This is a genomic window from Paenibacillus barcinonensis, from assembly GCF_003217495.1.
GTDB classification, from domain to species: Bacteria; Bacillota; Bacilli; order Paenibacillales; family Paenibacillaceae; genus Paenibacillus; species Paenibacillus barcinonensis.
This window is the reverse complement of record NZ_QJSW01000022.1, coordinates 1-20,962: the sequence shown is the minus strand read 5'-3', so window position 1 is coordinate 20,962 and position 20,962 is coordinate 1. Positions and strand designations below refer to the sequence as shown.

At 47.8% G+C, this 20,962-nt stretch carries 22 protein-coding genes, 1 rRNA gene and 1 other annotated feature; all 23 genes read left to right on the top strand.

Annotated features, from left to right (window positions below):
• The first annotated feature begins 55 nt into the window (after positions 1-55).
• Entirely contained in the window at positions 56-667 is a 612-nt protein-coding gene (locus DFQ00_RS23465) for a Maf family protein (protein WP_110898943.1), read from the top strand.
• Positions 668-699: 32 nt separating this feature from the next.
• Complete coding sequence (gene radC / locus DFQ00_RS23460; RefSeq protein ID WP_110898899.1) at positions 700-1,389, top strand: RadC family protein; 690 nt, start codon at positions 700-702, stop codon at positions 1,387-1,389.
• Between the two features lie 193 nt (positions 1,390-1,582).
• Complete coding sequence (locus DFQ00_RS23455; protein WP_110898898.1) at positions 1,583-2,617, top strand: rod shape-determining protein; 1,035 nt, start codon at positions 1,583-1,585, stop codon at positions 2,615-2,617.
• Between the two features lie 180 nt (positions 2,618-2,797).
• Positions 2,798-3,670, top strand: a complete 873-nt coding sequence (gene mreC, locus DFQ00_RS23450; RefSeq protein ID WP_110898897.1) for a rod shape-determining protein MreC — start codon at positions 2,798-2,800, stop codon at positions 3,668-3,670.
• Positions 3,670-4,203 (top strand): rod shape-determining protein MreD, encoded by a 534-nt coding sequence (locus DFQ00_RS23445; RefSeq protein ID WP_110898896.1) that lies wholly within the window; start codon positions 3,670-3,672, stop codon positions 4,201-4,203. Before mreC ends, DFQ00_RS23445 begins: the two co-directional genes overlap by 1 nt.
• 74 nt (positions 4,204-4,277) lie before the next feature.
• On the top strand, positions 4,278-4,940 hold the full coding sequence (gene minC / locus DFQ00_RS23440; RefSeq protein ID WP_110898895.1) for a septum site-determining protein MinC: 663 nt from the start codon (positions 4,278-4,280) through the stop codon (positions 4,938-4,940).
• Between the two features lie 3 nt (positions 4,941-4,943).
• Positions 4,944-5,738 (top strand): septum site-determining protein MinD, encoded by a 795-nt coding sequence (gene minD, locus DFQ00_RS23435; RefSeq protein ID WP_090919093.1) that lies wholly within the window; start codon positions 4,944-4,946, stop codon positions 5,736-5,738.
• A 213-nt stretch (positions 5,739-5,951) separates the two neighbouring features.
• Complete coding sequence (locus tag DFQ00_RS23430) at positions 5,952-6,800, top strand: M23 family metallopeptidase (protein WP_110898894.1); 849 nt, start codon at positions 5,952-5,954, stop codon at positions 6,798-6,800.
• Entirely contained in the window at positions 6,793-7,653 is an 861-nt protein-coding gene (locus DFQ00_RS23425; protein ID WP_110898893.1) for a M50 family metallopeptidase, read from the top strand. Before DFQ00_RS23430 ends, DFQ00_RS23425 begins: the two co-directional genes overlap by 8 nt.
• A 107-nt stretch (positions 7,654-7,760) precedes the next feature.
• The gene (locus DFQ00_RS23420; RefSeq protein WP_110898892.1) at positions 7,761-9,011 is read left to right on the top strand and encodes an Rne/Rng family ribonuclease; all 1,251 of its coding nucleotides are present in this window, start codon (positions 7,761-7,763) and stop codon (positions 9,009-9,011) included.
• Between the two features lie 56 nt (positions 9,012-9,067).
• Positions 9,068-9,151 (top strand) — a sequence feature (ribosomal protein L21 leader region).
• A gap of 14 nt (positions 9,152-9,165) precedes the next feature.
• Positions 9,166-9,477 carry a 50S ribosomal protein L21 gene (gene rplU / locus DFQ00_RS23415; protein ID WP_110898891.1) on the top strand — a complete coding sequence of 104 codons (312 nt, stop codon included), beginning with the start codon at positions 9,166-9,168 and terminating at the stop codon, positions 9,475-9,477.
• Between the two features lie 13 nt (positions 9,478-9,490).
• The gene (locus DFQ00_RS23410; RefSeq protein ID WP_110898890.1) at positions 9,491-9,820 is read left to right on the top strand and encodes a ribosomal-processing cysteine protease Prp; all 330 of its coding nucleotides are present in this window, start codon (positions 9,491-9,493) and stop codon (positions 9,818-9,820) included.
• 23 nt (positions 9,821-9,843) lie between these two features.
• The gene (gene rpmA, locus DFQ00_RS23405) at positions 9,844-10,155 is read left to right on the top strand and encodes a 50S ribosomal protein L27 (RefSeq protein ID WP_110898889.1); all 312 of its coding nucleotides are present in this window, start codon (positions 9,844-9,846) and stop codon (positions 10,153-10,155) included.
• A gap of 150 nt (positions 10,156-10,305) precedes the next feature.
• Positions 10,306-11,043, top strand: coding sequence for a Spo0B domain-containing protein (locus DFQ00_RS23400; RefSeq protein WP_244213979.1), 738 nt, complete (start codon positions 10,306-10,308; stop codon positions 11,041-11,043).
• A 16-nt stretch (positions 11,044-11,059) separates the two neighbouring features.
• Positions 11,060-12,370 (top strand): GTPase ObgE, encoded by a 1,311-nt coding sequence (gene obgE, locus DFQ00_RS23395; protein WP_110898887.1) that lies wholly within the window; start codon positions 11,060-11,062, stop codon positions 12,368-12,370.
• A 195-nt stretch (positions 12,371-12,565) separates the two neighbouring features.
• Complete coding sequence (locus tag DFQ00_RS23390) at positions 12,566-13,003, top strand: ACT domain-containing protein (RefSeq protein ID WP_110898886.1); 438 nt, start codon at positions 12,566-12,568, stop codon at positions 13,001-13,003.
• Between the two features lie 106 nt (positions 13,004-13,109).
• Positions 13,110-14,396 carry a homoserine dehydrogenase gene (locus DFQ00_RS23385; protein WP_110898885.1) on the top strand — a complete coding sequence of 429 codons (1,287 nt, stop codon included), beginning with the start codon at positions 13,110-13,112 and terminating at the stop codon, positions 14,394-14,396.
• Positions 14,397-14,510: 114 nt separating this feature from the next.
• A complete protein-coding gene (gene thrC / locus DFQ00_RS23380) occupies positions 14,511-15,581 on the top strand; it encodes a threonine synthase (protein WP_110898884.1) in 1,071 nt (356 codons plus the stop codon).
• Positions 15,578-16,546, top strand: a complete 969-nt coding sequence (gene thrB, locus DFQ00_RS23375) for a homoserine kinase (RefSeq protein WP_110898883.1) — start codon at positions 15,578-15,580, stop codon at positions 16,544-16,546. The genes thrC and thrB overlap by 4 nt, the downstream gene beginning before the upstream one ends.
• A complete protein-coding gene (pheA, locus tag DFQ00_RS23370; RefSeq protein WP_110898882.1) occupies positions 16,543-17,418 on the top strand; it encodes a prephenate dehydratase in 876 nt (291 codons plus the stop codon). Before thrB ends, pheA begins: the two co-directional genes overlap by 4 nt.
• A 147-nt stretch (positions 17,419-17,565) precedes the next feature.
• Positions 17,566-18,447: a branched-chain-amino-acid transaminase gene (gene ilvE, locus DFQ00_RS23365; RefSeq protein ID WP_110898942.1), complete on the top strand. Its 882-nt coding sequence runs from the start codon at positions 17,566-17,568 to the stop codon at positions 18,445-18,447.
• 197 nt (positions 18,448-18,644) lie between these two features.
• Complete coding sequence (locus DFQ00_RS23360; RefSeq protein ID WP_110898881.1) at positions 18,645-20,210, top strand: LysM peptidoglycan-binding domain-containing protein; 1,566 nt, start codon at positions 18,645-18,647, stop codon at positions 20,208-20,210.
• A gap of 581 nt (positions 20,211-20,791) precedes the next feature.
• Positions 20,792-20,962, top strand: a 16S ribosomal RNA gene (locus tag DFQ00_RS23355); the annotation flags it as partial.

The window sequence follows — 20,962 nt, the reverse complement described above, 5'->3', positions numbered from 1 at the left end:
ATCTATTTATCAGTGATTCAGACAGGTGTCGCCGTAGTATAAGGAGCCGTTAATGTTGAATAACAAAGAGCAGCGCCCGATTATTCTGGCCTCCACATCGCCGCGGCGTAAAGAACTGATTGCATCACTCCATCTAGCGTTTGAAGTTATACCAAGTCATGCAGATGAACATACACCTCCGGACTGGACACCGGAGCAGACGGTACAGGAACTTGCTATGCGCAAGGCACTTGCTGTGTATCGTGGACTTGAGGGGAACCAGCAGGAATCAATTATCGTTGGCAGTGACACCATTGTTGTGCTGGACAATGAAATTTTGGGCAAACCGGTTGATGCTGCTGATGCCGAACGTATGCTGTCTCGGCTGCAAGGACGGGAGCATCGTGTGTTCACAGGTGTTGCATGCATTGATGCAGGCACTGGACATGCAGTGGTGCAATATCGTCAAACCGATGTAACGATGAAGGAGCTTTCGGAAGCAACCATTCGTGCATATGTACAAACAGGGGAGCCCTCGGACAAAGCAGGATCATACGCTATTCAAGGCATCGGCGCTTCACTGATCGACCGCATTGAAGGATGTTATTTTAATGTGGTAGGCTTGCCGTTATCTTTACTCAGCGATATGCTTGAAGGCTTCGGAGTATATGTGCTGTCAAGGCAGTAGACCCAATACAATGTTGTGAAAAGAGGGAACATATGGAGTCGGCTCAATACATGATGCGCGACATCCCCCTGGAAGAACGCCCGAGAGAACGCATGATGGAATATGGGGCGGGCGCCTTGAGCCATGCCGAACTGCTGGCTATTTTACTTCGAACGGGAACAAGACAGGAATCTGCTGTGCATATGGCGCAGCGGATATTGAATAATGCAGGCGGAGTTCGCTCACTGATGGATCTGAGTCTGGAAGAGCTGACAGCTATGAAGGGCGTAGGACAAGCCAAGGCTGTGCAGTTGAAGGCCGGTATTGAACTGGGGCATCGCATTGCCAAGAGCCGACTGGCACCTTCATCGTGCATTCGAACACCGCGAGATGCAGCGGATATTTTGATGGAACAGCTGCGTTACTTGCAAAAAGAACATTTTGTATGTCTTTTTCTCAATAGTAAAAATCATATCATTGCTCAGGAAACACTCTCCATGGGCAGCCTTAATGCTTCAATTGTACATCCACGTGAAGTATTTCGGGCCGCCATCAAATGCAGCAGTGCCTCCATTGTTTGTGCACATAACCATCCAAGCGGTGATCCTACGCCCAGCCCGGAAGACATTCAGATAACGAAGAGACTGATCGAAGCTGGTGCGATCGTGGGAATTGACGTGCTGGATCACCTTGTTATCGGTGATGGAACCTATGTAAGTTTGAAGGAGAAGGGCTTGGTATAATATAATGGTTGGCGTTGATGTTTTTTTCTATGAATGATCACGGACATGTCCGTCATAGATAGGTTCACTTTAATGTTAAAGATTCAACAATTAAACAAATGCGAATATTAGCTCGACGGTTCCGTGGAAATAACAATTACGCTCTGCGAATGAATCGGGAGCGGTAATATGAGGCAGAAAAGGAGAATACGTTATGTTTGGTGGTTTTACGAAAGACTTGGGTATTGATTTGGGGACAGCGAATACGCTGGTTTATGTACGGGGTAAAGGAATCGTGGTGCGTGAACCTTCGGTAGTTGCTCTGCGTACGGATACCAAAAGCATTGAAGCAGTGGGTGAGTCAGCCAAAAAAATGATCGGACGTACACCTGGTAACATCCGTGCCATTCGCCCAATGAAGGATGGGGTTATCGCCGACTTTGATACAACTGCAACGATGATCAAATATTTCATTCGTCAGGCACAGAAGCAGCGCTCCATATTCCAGCGTCATCCAAACGTGATGGTTTGTGTACCGTCCGGCATAACGGCAGTAGAACAGCGTGCGGTTGAAGATGCTACCAAACAAGCCGGTGCTCGTGAGGCTTATACGATTGAAGAGCCTTTTGCGGCTGCAATTGGTGCAGACCTGCCGGTATGGGAGCCAACAGGAAGCATGGTTGTTGACATTGGTGGCGGTACAACAGAGGTGGCTGTCATCTCGCTTGGCGGGATTGTAACCAGCCGTTCTGTGCGTGTTGCAGGAGATGAGATGGATGAATCCGTCATTCAATATATTAAACGTCAATATAATTTGATGATCGGTGAGCGTACTTCCGAGCAGCTCAAAATGGACATTGGATCAGCGATGCCATTGGAGCAAGTGGAAACGATGGAGATTCGTGGACGTGACCTCGTGACAGGTCTGCCTAAGACGATTACAATTACCTCGGACGAAATCAGCGAAGCGCTGGCAGATACGGTAAATGCGATTATTGAAGCGGTCAAAGTAACTCTGGAGAAATGTCCTCCCGAGCTTGCTGCGGATATTATGGACCGTGGAATTGTGCTGACTGGCGGCGGAGCATTATTGCGTAATCTGGACAAATTGCTTGCTGGAGAGACAGGCATGCCTGTTATTGTTGCAGAGAATCCGCTTGATTGCGTAGCGATTGGAACCGGTAAAGCACTGGAAAATATTCATATGTTCAAAAGCAGAAGCAGTTCAGCAGTTCGTTCCAAGCGTTAATGGGCAGTCGTCTGCCTGACTCCGGATCAGGCAGCGGCGTATTAATGCAATGAACCCGGTATTTCCGGGAGAGCTATAACCCGCTTAACAGGGGAGGATCAGCTGGTATTCTCGCAGGGACTGCAGATATGATGTCTCCCCGCCGGGCCAAGCTCGGAAGAGAATAATGGATGTTAGAGGGTGTTGGAACTGTTTAAACTGCTTGGTAACAAAAGACTTTTTGTTTTGCTGGTGGGCCTTGTTACATTTATCGCGTTGATGGGCTTTACGCTTAGTCCGCGTGCCACTTTATCCTGGCCGGAGAAATTCCTGAAGGATTCCGTTGGATTTGTACAATACGTATTTTACAAGCCCGCTTCCTATGTAGCGGGCTTTTTCAAAGATGTAGCGAACATGCGTGCGGTGTATCAGGAGAATGAAGAGCTCCGTATTGCAATGGGACATTACACACGCGACCGGTTGAAGTACAATGAAATGGAGCAGACGAACCAACAGCTTCAGAAGGCACTCAACTTCACTGAGGAACAGAAGAACAGGTATAACTATAGTTCTCGAATTGCGCAGGTTATCAGCGCCAATTCGGACCCGAATAGCAGAACGATTAACATTGATATCGGGGAAAATGCGGGCATTAAGCCAGGAATGGCAGTGACTTCGCAGGAAGGGCTGGTCGGAGTCATCAGTCACGTTAGCTCCTATACATCAACGGTAAACCTGTTAACTTCGATGGATGCGAATGATCCCACATCGAATGCAATCGCTGCTACCTCGGTGGGCAAAGAGAAGGTGTTTGGCATGATCGAGAGCTATGATCCGAAGAGTGGCATGCTGAAAATGACCAAAATTGCGGAGGACTCCAACATAGCAGCCGGGGACGAGATCATCTCCTCCGGCATCATCAATAACTTCCCGAAGTACATGCGCATTGGCAAAGTGAAAAGTGTGGAGAAAAGCGAATATGGCTTGACGAAGACGGCTACGATTCAGCCTTATGCCAGCTTCCTGGACTGGAAAGAACTGATTGTTATCATTCCGCCTGAGGTTAAAGAATAATGGTGACGCGCAAACAGGTTCTGTTTCTGTTACTGTTCGTTCTGTTTATTGCTGAAGGAACGATCCTGCCGCAGATTATTCCTTCGGCCTGGCAGATGCGCATTTCAGCTAATCTGGTCTATGTCGTTATTTTGTTCTTTGCTGTGTATTATCACCGGCATACAGCTCTTGTGCTGGGCATCTTGTTTGGACTGCTGCATGACGTTGTCTTCTACGGGGAGATGATTGGACCATACGGCTTCTCCATGGGGTTGTCTGCTTATGTTATGGGGCTCATTTTTCAAGCGCCCCGTGCACCGATGCCGATTATGGTTTCAGTCGTACTTCTGGGGAGCTTGCTGAATGATACAATATTATTTTTCCTGTACAAGCTTTTCCAGCTTAATCATGTGACCTTTGACTGGGCACTGATTGAATACATGATCCCTAATCTGTTTGTTCACTTTGTGTTTGCCCTGATCATCTATGTCCCGTTGCGCAAACAGCTGGAGAAGATCGGCAAGCCGAGAAGCAAGACTGCCGAGCCTGCATGATGACATTTGTGGAGCAGGAAGCAGGAACTTGGGAACCGGGGCACGAAATGTAATGAGATGGGAGGGACAGGCTTATGACGGTAAAATCGAATCACGTAACGATTAAAGGCATCCGAGACGGCTTGGTTTTCCTGTTGGACGATCAATGTGAATTCGAGGAACTGCTCTATGAGCTCCGCTATAAGCTGGAACACAGCCATCAAAATATTTTGACCGGACCGATTGTTCATGTGGATATCAAGCTGGGAGCGCGAGAAATTACGGAAGAGCAGAAGGAAGAGATACTTGATATTCTGAAGCAAAAAGGTAATCTGCTGATTCGCTCCATCGACTCGCCTGCTCTGGTAGAGGAGGTCAAAGGTCCCCCGCCGATTATGACGATGTGCGGCATGGTACGATCTGGACAGGTGCTTCATCATGAGGGTAATCTCCTGTTTCTTGGAGATATCAATCCAGGGGGCACGGTGACGTGTACTGGGGATATATATATTTTGGGTTCACTCAGAGGTATGGCTCATGCAGGAATCAGCGGGGACGAGGAAGCGATTATTGCCGCATCGGTCTTTGCACCGACACAGCTGCGTATTGCAGATGTCATCAGTCGTCCTCCGGATGAATGGGAGAGTCGTGAAACCGGGATGGAATTTGCTTATTTGCAGGACAATCAGATGCAAATCGACAAGATGAGCAATATCGTTCGGTTGCGCCGAGATTTTAATGTGTTTAAAGGAGTGTAGCTCATGGGAGAGGCGATCGTGATCACTTCGGGTAAAGGCGGCGTGGGTAAAACAACCACCTCGGCAAACATCGGGACAGCGCTGGCGCTGCTTGGCAAAAAGGTTTGTCTGGTCGATACGGATATCGGCCTGCGTAATCTGGATGTCGTGATGGGACTCGAGAACCGTATTATTTACGATCTGTGCGATGTTGCGGACGGCCGTTGCCGTCTGAATCAGGCGTTGGTGAAGGACAAGCGTTTCGAAGAATTATACATGCTGCCTGCAGCGCAGACGAGAGACAAAAACTCTGTATCGCCAGAACAGGTGAAGGATATTATCCTTGAACTGAAAAAAGATTTTGAGTACGTCATTATTGATTGCCCGGCTGGTATAGAGCAGGGATTCAAAAATGCTGTAGCAGGAGCAGATCAGGCCATCGTTGTCACTACACCGGAGAATGCAGCAGTACGTGATGCGGACCGTGTTATCGGATTGCTTGAAAGTTCACACATCCAGTCACCGAAGCTGGTCGTGAACCGGATTCGCAACAACATGGTGAAATCAGGTGATATGCTGGATATTGATGGCATTTTACAAGTACTTAATATTGACTTGATTGGTATTGTGCCAGATGATGAACTTGTTATCAAGGCTGCCAATTCAGGTGAACCAACCGTAATGAACCCGGATTCACTTGCGGCGATTGCATATCGTAACATTGCAAGACGCATTCTCGGTGACACGGTACCGTTAATGCAGATGGAGCAGAAGAAGGGTGCATTTTCCCGCTTCAAAAAGTTTTTTGGAATGGGCTGACATCTAAAGTGTATTGAGAATGTTTAAGAGACATTATTGCTATGGAGCAAACAGATTGATATGTAGCGTGTTGTAGCCGAGGCCTTGTGCCCGGCTTTTTTTGTTTTTTCTTCTTCAATCTGCGCTTTATTTAGGAACTAACCAAGGCTTGTTCATATTCTCTGCTCGTAACTCATAGGATGTAGTAAACAAGCCTCAGTGGGAGGATATGTCATGAATACGAAACGGAGAATCAAGCAGAGAAGAGAAGAGCGAATTCGGCGTCTGATGGATGGGGCAGTGCAAGAGATCATACAGGAACAGAAGTCTGCTCCTCGTAGCGAAAGGAATGAGAGCATTCGGCCGAGACCGTTTGTTGTTGAGGAACCGCAGGAGAGAGATCCGGAGTGGCTGTGGAAAAAGGAAAATGGACACTTTAGCTCTCCAGGACACTCCAGCTTTAATATTTTTCGATCATTGCTTCGGCGAACGATGGTGAGTGCAGTTATTTTTGCTGGCGTATGGGGGTTGTTTCAGTTGAATGCATCATGGACGGTAGCGCCCAAAAGTGTTATTGCCGAGGCGTTGCATAATGATATGGATTTTGCAGCAACGGCAGCGTGGTATGAACGAAATTTCGGGGGGACTCCTTCCTTCCTGCCTGTGCTGGGCCATACAACGGATGCGGTGAACGGCTCAGGGATAAGGCAACTGCTCGGCAAACCGGTGTCAGGAACGATAGTTCAGCCGTTTGCCCTGAGCATGAAGGGCATTGAGATCGTTCCTGATGCTACAGCTGCGGGAGGGCTTGTGCAGGTGGTCAGTTCAGGAGCTGGTCGAGTGCTTGAGGTGATTGGAGATGTACAGAGCGGGTACACGGTGGTGATACAGCATGCGGATAAGGTGACGGCGATATACGGTCGATTAAAGGATAGTGAGGTTCAGGTGAACGACTGGGTCGAAGCGGGGAACCGTGTAGGCAGTCTCAAGGCTGGAAGCAGTGAACGGCCGGCTACGCTATATTTTGCGATAAAAGAAGGAGAAGAGTACGTGGACCCTGCGGAAGTTGTCGCCCTTGATTAGGGTATGGGGGGTGCGCATCTCGCTTCACCCTTTTTTTGTGATCATCATGATGACCTCTCTGCTCACAGGACATTTTATTGAGTTGATTACGCTGTTTGCGATTGTATTTATTCACGAATGCGGACATGCTGCCGCGGCAGCCCTGCTGGGTTGTCGTGTGCAATCCATACAGATGCTTCCCTTTGGTGGAGTGGCGGTCATTGAAGATGGGGGCAAACTCACCGCTTATCGCGAAATCGCAATTGCCTTGGCAGGCCCATTGCAAAACCTGCTGATGGTTGGCATGGTTATACTGCTGCGTTATTTTCAGATGGGTGATCCGGTATTTCTGGATTATGTCATACAAGCCAACATGCTCATCGCTTTGTTTAATCTGCTGCCGGTGTTACCTCTGGATGGAGGGAAAATCGTACAAGCCCTGGTCAGCCTGTGGGCTCCGTATTATATAACACTTATGTGGTCCTATCGCATCAGCATCCTGTGTAGCGCAGGGGTTATTTTGGTTGCATTCAGCAGATGGTTTGCCGGTGATTATGGGCTCCCGCTAAACATTTTATTAATCGGTCTTTTTTTATTTTACTCCAATGTGACGGATTATCGGAATGTGCCCTATCGTTTTATTCGTTTTCTTATGAATCGAGAGGCTGTCTTTGTAAGGCATGCTGCCGCGGGCAGTTTGGCTCAGCCAATAATCTCGTTTCCGGCGAAACCTTTGGACACTATTTTGCGTCTATTAAAAAGAGAGAGGTATCATATGGTATATGTTATGAATAAACAGGGACGTGTGATGGCCGTTTTGCCGGAGCAGCGCGTGATAGGCTCCTATTTTCAACAAAATATGGATAAGCGCTAATGTCGCTGATAAGCCTGTTCTGAAACGGGGTAATTCTTGTACTTCGGGAAGGGCCTATAATATGAAATGGATGTGGATGAATTGAAGTGTCTTCTAGAGGTGAAGCCATGAAACAAATGATCGTACATAATGAACATAACCTCATGCAAATGGCGCTTCTGGAAGAAGGCAAAGCTGTGGAATTCACGGCAGAGCGTACACGTGAGCGCGGGCTGCTAGGCTCCTTTTTCAAGGGGCGGGTAGTCAATGTGTTGCCAGGTATGCAGGCTGCCTTTGTAGATATCGGTCAGAAAAAAAATGCATTTCTGTATGTGGACGATGTGCTCCATCCTCATCTGGAGAAGCAGCCCAAGATAAAACCTTCGATCTCGGAACTGTTGCGACCGGGTCAGGAAATCATCGTGCAGGTTCTCAAGGAACCGGTAGGAAGCAAGGGAGCCCGGGTGACTACGCATTATTCACTTCCGGGCCGCTGGCTTGTTTACATGCCGGTAGCAGGATATATTGCAGTTTCGAAGAAAATCGCCAGGGAGGGTGATCGTTCTCGCCTCAAAGCGCTCGGTGAACAGCTTTGCCGGGATGAAGAAGGACTGATTATTCGTACCGTTTCTGCAGAGGAGCAGCACGAGGCAATTCGGACTGATTTGGAGACTCTTCGCTCACAGTGGCTTCTGATCCGGGAAAAAGCGGACAGTCTGCCTTCTCCCAGTCTGCTGCACCGTGATCAAAGCATGATTCAGCGGGTCATTCGTGATGTGTACACACCTGGAAGTGACGAGGTAATTACAGACAGTGAAGCCCAAGCCCAAGCGATTCGCGCGCTGCTGGAGGAGATCTGTCCGGGTGATGAGCCCAGAGTTCGGGTGTATTCAGGAACTGAATCTATCTTTGACGCATATGGCGTGCAGGAACAGCTGATCAGAGATTTTGCTCGCAAAGTCTGGCTGCCTGGAGGCGGTTATATCGTCATTGATCATACGGAAGCATTGACGGTAATTGATGTGAATACGGGCAAATATACAGGCTCAGGCGGAGATAGTCTGGAAGAGACGGTCACGGAAACGAACATGCAGGCCGCAGTGGAGATTGCCCGGTTAATGCGACTGCGGGATATCGGGGGCATGATTATTGTCGATTTTATTGATATGGAAGAGGCAGCGAACCGGCATGAAGTGGCAGCCGCACTGGAGCAGGAGTTGCGCAAGGACCGAACCAAAGCATTTGTTCTGGGATGGACCAAGCTGGGACTGCTTGAATTAACACGTAAGAAGGTAAGAGAAGAGAGCACGCTCCCTTATGTTGAGGCTTGTTCCTCCTGTCATGGGACGGGGAAAAGATATATTTCACCTTTGCATTGATTTTTGATATGCTGCATGATATAATCATCAAGTATGTGTTTAGCCAATAGGTCTTGCACATGCTGTAACCGCACTGGCCGGGTACAAGAACAGTTCCGCAAGGCGCTGTCACCTGAGACCGGGCGAGTCTGAGACATGAGGAGGTGCAAGGCAAATGTACGCAATTATTGAAACAGGCGGCAAACAGTACAAAGTCCAAGAGGGCGATGTTCTGTTCATCGAGAAATTGAATGCGAACGACGGCGAAAGCGTAACGTTCGACCGTGTCCTGGCTGTATCTAACGATCAAGGTTTGACAGCAGGTACACCATTGGTTTCCGGAGCTACTGTAACGGCTAAAGTGGAGAAACATGGCAAAGGTCAAAAGGTTGTTGTATACAAATACAAACCGAAAAAGAACTACCATGTGAAGCAAGGTCACCGTCAACCGTACACTAAAGTAACTATCGAAAAAATCCAAGCGTAAGAAGGTGCGATAAGTGATTATCGTTCAAATCTTTCGTGATGAGGACAGGAACATCGAACGCTTTTCCATCGAAGGGCATGCTAATTTTGCCAAGCGGGGAGAAGATATCGTATGTGCCGGGGTATCTGCTGTAACGGTAGGTACGGTGAACTCGATTGAGGCATTGACTGGTGTCGAGATGGATGCCAAGATGAAGAATGGCTTTCTAAGCGGTTCTTTGCCGGTGCTGAAAAAAGGAGAAACTTTTTCTCAGGTACAGCTGTTGCTCGAATCCATGGTAGTTATGCTCTCTAATATTGAAGAGTCATACGGGAAGTATATTCAAATACAGCAGCACCAATAAGTCAAGAAGGAGGAAAACCAATCATGTTGAAATTAAATCTTCAGTTGTTCGCATCGAAAAAAGGTGTAGGTTCTACGAAGAACGGACGTGACAGTAATGCACAACGTCTGGGTGTTAAACGTGCAGATGGCCAAACTGTAACTGGTGGTAGCATTCTCGTTCGCCAACGCGGAACGAAAATTCACCCAGGAACAAACGTGGGCATCGGTAAAGATGACACTTTGTTCGCGAAAATCGACGGCGTTGTTAAATTCGAACGTTGGGGTCGCGATCGTAAAAAAGTAAGCATCTACCCTGTAGACGTTGCTCCTGTAGCAGCTGCAGTAGAAGCTTAATATCGGCATTCCGCCTAAGGAGCCTTCGGCATTTTTGCCGGAGGTTTTTTGCATTCGGTGAGCATTCTTTAATGAACTGGCAGAAAAGACATGTTATACTGGGTTACGGTGGGTTTAGACCAACCGAGATTTGTAGAACGGGGAGAAGCCATGAAATCCTGGAAAAGAGTGCCGTGGATTGCGGCATGTTCGCTTGTGATTCCTTTGGTTTTTGTTATGCTGTATCCGGCGCCCTTCGCGAGTATCGTGTGTGCGTTGTGGTCGGTTGTGGCGATGTTCATTTCTGCATATGCGCTGAAGCGACAGGCGGAGGCGGTACACAAAAACATCATACAATCCATGGAAAAAACTGCAATAGCTTCATTAAATCATCATCGGCATGACTGGATGAACGATCTTCAGGTGTTATATGGATATCTCAGACTGGGCAAGCTTGATAAATCCCTGCAATGCGTGGAAAGAATAAAGGAGCGGGTCACAGAGGAAAGTCGGATATCCAAACTGGGTATTCCTTCTCTCGTATTTTACTTACAGTCTTTCCGGGCTAGTGGAGTTGCTCTGGAATTGCATGTGCAAGTGGAAGAAGAGTTGCAGCTCAGTGCTCTGGTCTCTCCCGAGGATGGCGAGTCGCTAACGGGGGCGATTGCGGATGCAATTCGGGCCTATCAATATGGCGGCGGCCGGTCGTCTTGGGGAGAGGTTCGCAAACTGACCTTGAACTTCGGGCAGGATCATGGAGATGTAGTCGTTCGACTGGAAGGGGATCAGACTCTTGATCCAGAAACGCTGCGGCAGCTTAATGCCGTACTCAAAGGTAAAAAAGTCAGAACGGAGCACATTCCGTCTGAGGACGCGTTTATACAATTCAGAATGCCTTGTGGAATATAGGAAGAAGGGGTAACCAATGTTTGTTGATAAAGCGAAGATTTATGTAAAAGCCGGAGATGGGGGAGACGGTATTGTCTCTTTCCGTCGCGAAAAGTATGTACCAGAGGGTGGTCCGGCGGGCGGCGATGGCGGCCGTGGGGCTGATATTATTTTCCGGGTAGATGAAGGTTTGCGCACGTTAATGGACTTTCGTTATCAGCGTCACTTTAAAGCCCCGCGTGGGGAAAAGGGACGAAACAAAAGCCAGCATGGTGCAAATGCGGAAAATATGATTGTGCGTATCCCGCCAGGTACAGTTATCGTGGATGAGGACAGTGGCGAAGTGCTTGCCGATCTGACACGTCATGGTCAGCAGGTCGTTGTTGCCAAAGGTGGTCGTGGTGGTCGTGGCAACATTCGTTTTGCAACGCCGAGAAACCCTGCACCTGAGCTTGCAGAGAATGGTGAAGAAGGCGAAGAGCGTTATATTGTGCTTGAGCTCAAAGTGATGGCGGATGTCGGTCTGGTCGGGTTCCCGAGCGTAGGGAAATCTACATTGCTGTCCGTGGTGTCGGCAGCCAAGCCGAAGATTGGAGCCTACCATTTTACGACAATTACACCGAACCTGGGTGTCGTTGATGTGGGTGAGGGCCGCAGCTTTGTGATGGCCGATTTGCCGGGTCTGATTGAAGGTGCGCATGAGGGTGTGGGACTTGGACATGAATTTCTGCGACATGTTGAACGGACACGGGTTATCATTCACGTTGTGGATATGTCCGGTTCAGAAGGACGTGATCCTTTCGAGGACTGGCAGAAAATCAATGATGAGCTGAGACTGTACAATCCGGTGCTCGCCGAGAGACCGCAGGTGGTTGCTGCGAACAAGATGGATATGCCGGAATCCGAAGCCAACCTGGAGCAATTTTTGCAGCAGGTGCGTGAGGTGAAGCCAGATATTGAAGTGATGCCTATATCGTCGCTGACACGTCAGGGCATTCAGGAGCTGCTCTACCGCGCGGCTGATTTGCTGGATCAGATTCCAGATGAGCCTGAGGTGGCGGAAGTTGCAGAGCTTTCAGAGCGCAAGGTCTACAGCCTGGAGAAGAAAGAAGACGAGGGCTTCCGTATTGTGCGTGAGAACGATACCTTCATCGTGGAAAGTGCCAAGATTGACCGCATGATGAAACGTATGCAGTTGAACTCGCATGAAGCTATTCTGAAGCTGGCACGTACGCTTCGGTACATGGGTGTGGATGATGAGCTTCGTAAACGGGGCGCAGTTGAAGGCACCATTGTGCGTATTGGCGATTTCGAGTTTGAGTTTGTGGAAAGCAGCAGTTACTACTAAGAAGAACGCAGTGAAGCGGGCAGTTGCCCGTAACGCTGCGTTTTTTTGCTTTTTTCAAACATGAGGCAGACATAAGCCTGTATACTGTGAGAAACAGTTTTTGAAAAATAGTCATGTCACGTATTGCCCTTTTGCGATTCATCCTATATAATGTCCACTATATGAAAACATGAGTCTTTGAGGAGAGGACGTTCTGTGAATGAACGCTATTACTTAGTACGGGAAGATATTTTGCCAGAGGCTGTGGTTAAAACGATGCAGGTGAAAGAGCTGCTTGCTTCCGGTGATGTCAAAACAGTACATGAGGCTGTGGAGCAGGTTGGATTGAGCCGGAGTGCCTTCTATAAATACAAGGATGGAATCCATCTGATCAATCAGCTGGAGCGTGAACGAATTGTAACCATCTCCATTGACCTGGAGCATCAATCGGGTATTCTGTCCAGGGTGCTTGGACATTTTGCAGGGTATGGAGCTAACGTGCTTACAATTAATCAAAGTATTCCGCTCCAAGGAAGAGCCAATGTTGTTATCTCGGTGGAAACGACACATCTGCACGGAGAGATTGGAGAAATGCTGGATCGAATGCAGGATATGCCTGGAGTGAAGCGCACACGTATCGTAGGCCAAGGTTAATTAGGCTTTCAGATCGTTGAAGATCATATGCAGTGTATGAGTGGAATCAGGATTGCAGCGTTGCAAGCTGGGCAGACGTGATTAGAGATTAGGGGGTAGGTCGTTAGTGAAACCGGTAAAAATCGGATTGTTGGGCCTTGGCACGGTTGGAACGGGTGTTGTTCGTATCGTCGAGGGGAATCAGGAGGATCTGAGCAGTCAGGTTGGATCACCGATTATCATTGAGAAAATTGCAGTGAAAAATACGGAGAAAGATCGCGTTATTCCGATTGATCGTGCGAAGCTGACTGAGGACCCTTGGGAAGTCATTCGTCACCCGGACATAAGTATCATCGTTGAGGTGATGGGCGGTATTGACCAGACGAAGGAATATATTCTTGAGGCGCTGGAGCGCGGAAAACATATTGTGACCGCAAACAAGGACCTGATGGCCTTGCATGGTTCGGAAATTTTGGCCAAAGCGCAGGAAAAGCAATGTGACGTGTTTTATGAGGCCAGTGTGGCAGGCGGTATTCCGATTATTCGCACGCTGATTGAAGGGTTCTCCTCTGACCGGATTACCCGGATTATGGGGATTGTGAACGGTACAACGAACTATATTTTGACGAAAATGAGTCAGGAAGGTGTCTCTTATGAAGAGGTGCTGGCAGAAGCTCAGGCTTTAGGGTATGCAGAAGCAGACCCGACGTCCGATGTCGAAGGACTGGATGCTGCTCGGAAAATGGCAATCTTGAGCACGCTTGGTTTCCGTACCAATGTGGAACTGAAGGATGTTACGGTTAAAGGCATCTCGACTGTCACGCGTGAGGATATCACCTATGCCAAGAGACTGGGGTATGAGCTGAAGCTGCTCGGAATCGCTGATCGTATTGACGACGAAATTACGATTAGCGTGCAGCCAACGATGGTTAGACAGAACCATCCGATTGCCTCGGTGAACGGTGTGTTCAACGCGGTATATGTGCATGGTGAAGCGGTAGGTGAGACGATGTTCTACGGTGCGGGTGCAGGAGAGCTGCCAACAGCAACCTCCGTGGTCGCTGATATCGTCGCGGTAACCAAAAACCTCAAGCTTGGCGTCAACGGGTTAAAGGCAATCGTGCCATATAAACAGAAGAGACTGCAGAGTGATGAGCAGATTTTTTCGAAAAATTTCATACTGCTGCATGTGGATGACAAAGCCGGGGTGCTGGCGCAGATTACGCAGATTTTTGCGGAGTACGAGGTCAGTTTGGCTTCGGTGGTTCAACAGCCGAACGAGCATAACCCGGATGCCGAGATCATTATCGTTACACATAATGCGAGCAAGGCAAGTATGGACAAAGTGCTCAAGCATTTTGAATCGCTGCATGTCATTCGACGGATCAAAAGTGTTTACCGCGTAGAAGGTTAACCCTTCGGAACATTATTGTAAAATAAATGGATTGAATTTGTATTTTGCAAGATATTGCAAAACAGCCAGCATTCGATATTATAGAATAATTAATCATAAAGGAGTTTACCCACAATGAGATATCAAGGATTACTGCAAACGTACAAAGAGCACCTTCCAGTCAATGAAAACACCCCTCAGCTTACGCTTCAGGAAGGGAATACACCCCTGATTCACGCAGAGAATCTGTCGAAAGAGCTCGGCTTGAATCTGTATTTCAAATATGAAGGTTTGAATCCGACAGGTTCTTTCAAGGACCGTGGAATGGTGATGGCTGTTGCCAAAGCAATGGAGGAAGGCAGCCGTACCATTATGTGTGCCTCTACAGGAAATACCTCTGCAGCAGCGGCGGCCTATGCGGCACGTGGTGGACTCAACTGTATCGTGCTGATTCCGAATAACAATATCGCATTGGGTAAACTTGCTCAAGCAATGATATACGGTGCCAAGGTTATTGCCATCAACGGTAACTTTGACCGTGCACTTGAGATCGTGCGTGAAATTACTGCGAAGCACCCGATTACCCTTGTAAACTCTGTCAATCCATACCGGATTGAAGGACAGAAGACAGCTGCTTTTGAATTGGTTGAACAATTGGGAGATGCACCAGATGTGCTGGCTATTCCGGTGGGTAACGCGGGTAATATCTCGGCATACTGGAAAGGCTTTAAAGAGTATAAAGAGGCAGGCAAATCAAACACGCTGCCGCGTATGGTTGGATTCGAGGCTGAAGGGGCTATGGCGATCGTAAAAGGAGAGCCGATTCTTGAGCCGGAAACGATTGCTACAGCTATCCGTATCGGTAACCCGGCAAGCTGGAAAACAGCCGTTGCCGCAGCAGAGGAGTCTGGTGGACAGATCAACTATGTTACGGATGAAGAGATTTTGACAGCTTATCGCACGATTGCTGCACGTGAAGGCGTATTTGCAGAGCCTGCATCTGCTGCTTCCGTAGCGGGTGTGTACAAGCTGAAAAGCGAAGGCTACTTCAAATGTGGAGAAACGGTTGTATGTGTGCTGACTGGTAACGGACTGAAAGACCCGAACGTAGCGATTAAGACGGCTGCTGTGGAGCCTTTGGTGGTTGAAGATACAGAAGAGGCAGTTATGGCAGCTATTGCCCAACTGGAGCAGCAGTCTGTATGAGCTTGCTTGAAAAGGTAACCGTAAAAATTCCGGCAAGCACAGCCAATCTTGGCCCGGGGTTTGATACTCTGGGCATGGCATTGTCTTTGTATGCCTGGCTTGAGATTAAACCGGCAGCACAGACAACCTTTCATCTGTATGGGGATCATCTGACCGGTCTTCCATTAGATAAATCCAATCTCATTTATGAAGTGGCTCAGATGGTATTTGATGAAGCGGGTGTTTCTGTACCTGAGCTTGAAATTTCAATGTATTCCGACATTCCCCTTACCCGTGGACTTGGCAGCAGTGCATCAGCGATTGTTGGTGCGCTGGCCGGGGCAAATGCATTGATCGGCAGTCCGTTATCTAACGATAAACTGCTGGATATGGCAACGCTGCTGGAGAAGCATCCTGATAATGTGGGTGCCTCCTTATTCGGCGGCATCATTACAGCAGCTTGGGATGGCCAGCGTGTTGATTACATTCGGATCGAGCCTCATCAGGATTTGCAGGCTCTGGTTATTGTTCCAGACTTTCAGCTCTCCACTTCCATGGCGAGAAATGTTGTTCCCGATCAGTTTGATAAATCCGATGTTGTGCACAATGTGAGCCGTGTGTCATTGCTCGTGGCTGCATTAACCAGCGGTAGACTGGATATGATTCAAAGGGCGATGTCGGATCGGATTCACCAGCCGTATCGCGCATCGCTGGTACCGGGTATGGCTGAAATTCTGGAGCATGCATCGGATCATGGAGCCTTGGGGGCTGCATTAAGCGGGGCCGGACCAACCTTGCTTACACTGGTGGATCGTCATGACACGCGCAAGGCTGAACTGGAGCAATATTTGACGGGCACCATGGAGCAGGAGGGCATTCATGCCACTGCGATGTGGCTGGACCCGGATATGGATGGAGTGGTCATCCTTGCAGATCAAGATGAACGTCCTTTTCTGGAGCGAATCAAAGGGGAAGTTAACGCATGAAACGAATTGCAGTTTTACCCGAAGGATCGGTCTCACACGAAGCAATCGAGTTTCTTTTTGAGGGCGAACCTCTCGATCTCAAGCATTTCAAGCTCATTTCAGACGTATTCCGTGCGGTCGATAGTGGAAGTGTGCAGTACAGTGTGATTCCGATTGAAAATACAATTGAGGGCTCCGTCAGCCTTCATATGGACTGGCTTGTAAATGAGGTGGATATTCCGATGCAAGCGGAGTGGGTCTATCCATCTATTCAAAATATCATCGGGCATGGAAGTGAATTTCTGCGGCAGGATGGTACCTATGATTTTAGTAAAATCACGAAAATCATGTCTCATCCAGTGGCGATCCCGCAGTGCCAGAATTTCATCCGTCAGCACTCGCCCGATGCAAATCTCGAAGGTGTAAACAGTACGGCCGAAGCGGTAGAAATTGTGAAAAAAAATCCGGGAAACGGCTGGGTGGCTATCGGTACAAAGCTTGCTGCCCGGAAGCATGGTTTGGATATCATGGCTGAGCGAGTGACGGATCATGACAACAATTACACTCGTTTTGTGCTAATTGGACATGAGCCTGTCAGCATTCCGCGTAAAGCGGCTCACGTGAAAACAAGCTTGCTTGTAACGCTGCCTGAGGATGCGCCGGGTGCGCTACATCAGGTGCTGTCGGCTTTTGCTTGGAGAAAGCTGAACTTGACCCGCCTTGAATCGAGGCCTACGAAGAAACGTTTAGGCAGTTATTATTTTTACATTGATGTAGTTGAAACGGTTGATTCAGTACTGCTTACAGCAGCAATGGCAGAGATTGAGGCTCTAAATTGTCAGGTGCGTGTGCTTGGCAGTTATCCATGTTTTACATACCCCTCACGGAGTTAATTGGAGTGTGGGTGGAGTAAGCTGAAGAATCGTCCGTTGTCTGTGTGTAAAAGGCGAGTTATTTCTTTATTTTTGATGTACAATTGGACAAGTTCATTATGTTTCGGAAAGTATGGAAATGCATATTTAATGGAGGTGCAGTTCGTCGTGGCAGAACAGTGGATTTACTTGGATGGTCAGTATGTGACCAAGGAGAATGCAAAGGTTTCGGTGTATGATCATGGATTTTTGTATGGCGATGGTATTTTCGAAGGGATTCGGATATACAATGGCAATATTTTTAGATGTAAGGCGCACTTGGATCGTCTGTATGATTCGGCAAAATCAATCAGTCTGAACATTCCGTTGTCCTACGACGAGATGCTCGAAGTGATGGCTGAAACGGTACGCCGCAATGATATGCGCAACGGTTATATCCGACTGATTGTATCACGTGGTCCGGGGAACCTGGGTCTTGACCCGCTGCGCTGTCCTAAGGCTTCTGTGATCATTATTGTGGAACAGCTTGCGATCTATCCAGAAGAAGCATATCTTACGGGGTTGAAAGCTGTATCTGTATCTCAGCGTCGCAACATACCTGATGCGCTGAATCCAAAAATCAAATCACTCAACTACCTGAATAACATCCTTGTCAAACTGCAATCGAACTATTCAGGTGCTGGTGAGGCCATTATGCTCAACTCGCAAGGTTATGTAACCGAGGGCTCAAGCGATAATATTTTCATCATCAAAAATGGGGTAGTATACACGCCGCCTTGTTATCTCGGAGCGCTGGAAGGTATTACACGTCAAGCTATTATTGATCTGTGCGGAGAGCTGGACATTGAATTAAAAGAAGTGCCGTTCACACTTCATGATGTGTACATTGCGGATGAGGTGTTCTTTACGGGAACGGCTGCCGAGGTTATTGCCGCGTGTGAAGTCGATGGCAGAACGATTGGCTCTGGCGTAGCGGGTCCGGTTACCTTGAAACTGCTTGAAGCTTTCCGTCAGATTGTTGACAAAGATGGCTACAAGGTGTGGGAATAAATGATTTCATCTAACTAAACGAATACAAAAATTCTCCTTGTCCGATAAAATGCGGCATACATGGTGTATGCGGGATTTCGGATTCAGGAGGATTTTTTTTGTTCAGGTGATGTCATTAGCCCAGTTCCTGCATAGGATGTAGTAACGGTATGGGCGAATGCACTGCCCAAGTATGACGTTTAGGAGGTTAGTTCCCTGTGAAAATACACATGGTGAAAAAAGGAGATACACTATATCTGTTGTCTCAAAAATACAACGTAGCTTTAGACACATTAATTGCTGCCAATCCACAGATTGCAGATCCCGACAAGCTTGATATCGGCATGAAGGTTAAAATTCCCACACAGCCAGTAACGCCAAAGCCGGAGGGGGTACTGCACAGTCACAAGGTTATACAAGGGGATTCGTTATGGAAGCTGTCACAAGCCTGGGGAGTACCTTTGAAAGACATGATTAATGCTAATCCGCAGTTGAAAAATCCAAATGCATTGCTGGTAGGAGAGACTGTTTACATTCCTTCCATGCACACACAGGCAAGTAATAGCGCGAATACGGAAATGGGCAACATGGGCATGCAGGAAAAATTGTCGCCTCAAGGTAAAGAGTATACAGGAGTAAAAGAAGAAACGGCGCCTGTCGCTCCGCCTCCACCAGCTGTAGTGGAAACGCCAGTTCCTGCACCGGTTGTGCCGGCGAAGCCTAATGTTATGCCTGAGCTTGAGGTGTTGCCGCAACTGCCTGAAATGCCTGAAATGAAACCTGAGAAGAAGATGGATAAAAAAGAGGAGAAACAACCGGAAGTTCAAGTTAAACCTGTAGCCGAAGCGAAGAAACCTCAACTCCCTAATCCTTCTCCAAATATGATGCCACTACCCGTCATGCCTGAGACCAAGTCTCCTGTGGACATAGCGCCGAGCACTAAAGCGCCTTGCGGATGCGGTTCGAAAATGCTTCACGCTCCAATGGAGCATCCTTATGTCCAGGTTCCCGTACCTGCACAAGAGGTATACAGTGTTCAGCAAAACAACATGTACACGGCAGGGGTAAGCAATAACTCTCCTTTCCCTGGAATTCAGGATGTGGGCTCGTATAGCATAGGAAATATGCCAAACAGTCCATGGACCGGCGATGAGCAGACACATAATCATAACAATGTGATGCCTAATTTGTCGGCAGGGGCGTCAAATACAAACAACGCATTCCCTATTTCGCCAGCTGGCCAACCGCCATTTGTATCCCCCTACTCTATGCTTCCATACCCACCGTGCGGATGTGGCTCACATACACATGCTCCTCAATATACTTATCCTGCATATGGTTATCAGGAACCGGTCTGGGGTATGTACGGTCATGTAAATGGAATGCCGCCTGAAATGTCCACATCTGTAATGCCGAATCAGCCGATGGAGTATGCTTATCAAAATCCATACCCTGCACAAAACATGGTTCCGCCTTCTCCGCTTGGTGCTTTTGGAGAGATGTATCCTTCACAAGTACATGGTGCCAAGAATGGGAAGAAGGGCGGGCGTGACGATGCGAATTTAAGCCAGGCTGCATTTGAAGAGGCAGATTCTGAAGCGGGGTCCAAGCCGAAATCCTTATCAGGCAAATCCGGGGCGGTAAAGCGAAAAGCAACAAAGGCTGTGTCCAAAAATAAATCCAAGGTATCTGTATCGGGCAACGGGTCCAGAGAAAAATCAGCAGCAGCATCTAATCAGCGGAAAGTAGCTAAAAAACGTCGTAATCCATGGATCCAAAGCTAAGTTGTTATAATCAGCAAGAATATCGAAGAGAGTAACTTGCCACATGGAAAAGCCGGTTCTACAAAATGTAGAACTGGCTTTTTGCTCAGGCGATCCTAAGTGCATAAAGAAAGGGAGAATACAGTGGAGGGGATATAAAACAAATGATTTGTAGAATAAGTCAAAAGATTGTGGAATAATGTTTGAAAGCCTATTCATAGATATGTTACAATAAATTTATGTTTTGTTATGCAGGTTCAAATGCAGGCTGCGACTGAAGTTTTCCTGCGTAAGTTATTAATATTCTAAAACTATTAATAAAAACTCTTGCATCTGCTTTGGATATGTGGTACATTATTTAAGTCGCCGCTGAAACAAAGCGTTGATGCGAAACGAAGTTTGATCTTTGAAAACTGAACAACGAGTGAGTAATCATTCTGCTTGCAGAATGAACGTGAAGGTTTTTGGTGCAAGCCATCTGGCTGTATGAAAACTGGAACAACAATGAGATTAACAATCTCGTCAGATTCAAAATGAGCTTATCGCTCTTTTCAATACCCCGATGAGTTCCGAAGCGTTTAACGACGCTGCGAAATTCATCTTTATTGGAGAGTTTGATCCTGGCTCAGGACGAACGCTGGCGGCATGCCTAATACATGCAAGTCGAGCGGACTTGAAGAGAAGCTTGCTTCTCTGATGGTTAGCGGCGGACGGGTGAGTAACACGTAGGCAACCTGCCCTCAAGCTTGGGACAACTACCGGAAACGGTAGCT

Bases quoted from the DNA above. Each gene is read 5' to 3' on its own strand.
- DFQ00_RS23430 (WP_110898894.1), top strand. From the start codon at position 5,952: ATGAATACGAAACGGAGAATCAAGCAGAGAAGAGAAGAGCGAATTCGG.
- minD (WP_090919093.1), top strand. From the start codon at position 4,944: ATGGGAGAGGCGATCGTGATCACTTCGGGTAAAGGCGGCGTGGGTAAA.
- rplU (WP_110898891.1), top strand. From the start codon at position 9,166: ATGTACGCAATTATTGAAACAGGCGGCAAACAGTACAAAGTCCAAGAG.
- thrC (WP_110898884.1), top strand. From the start codon at position 14,511: ATGAGATATCAAGGATTACTGCAAACGTACAAAGAGCACCTTCCAGTC.
- DFQ00_RS23455 (WP_110898898.1), top strand. From the start codon at position 1,583: ATGTTTGGTGGTTTTACGAAAGACTTGGGTATTGATTTGGGGACAGCG.
- DFQ00_RS23445 (WP_110898896.1), top strand. From the start codon at position 3,670: ATGGTGACGCGCAAACAGGTTCTGTTTCTGTTACTGTTCGTTCTGTTT.
- minC (WP_110898895.1), top strand. From the start codon at position 4,278: ATGACGGTAAAATCGAATCACGTAACGATTAAAGGCATCCGAGACGGC.
- rpmA (WP_110898889.1), top strand. From the start codon at position 9,844: ATGTTGAAATTAAATCTTCAGTTGTTCGCATCGAAAAAAGGTGTAGGT.
- pheA (WP_110898882.1), top strand. From the start codon at position 16,543: ATGAAACGAATTGCAGTTTTACCCGAAGGATCGGTCTCACACGAAGCA.
- obgE (WP_110898887.1), top strand. From the start codon at position 11,060: ATGTTTGTTGATAAAGCGAAGATTTATGTAAAAGCCGGAGATGGGGGA.
- DFQ00_RS23400 (WP_244213979.1), top strand. From the start codon at position 10,306: ATGAAATCCTGGAAAAGAGTGCCGTGGATTGCGGCATGTTCGCTTGTG.
- radC (WP_110898899.1), top strand. From the start codon at position 700: ATGGAGTCGGCTCAATACATGATGCGCGACATCCCCCTGGAAGAACGC.
- DFQ00_RS23420 (WP_110898892.1), top strand. From the start codon at position 7,761: ATGAAACAAATGATCGTACATAATGAACATAACCTCATGCAAATGGCG.
- thrB (WP_110898883.1), top strand. From the start codon at position 15,578: ATGAGCTTGCTTGAAAAGGTAACCGTAAAAATTCCGGCAAGCACAGCC.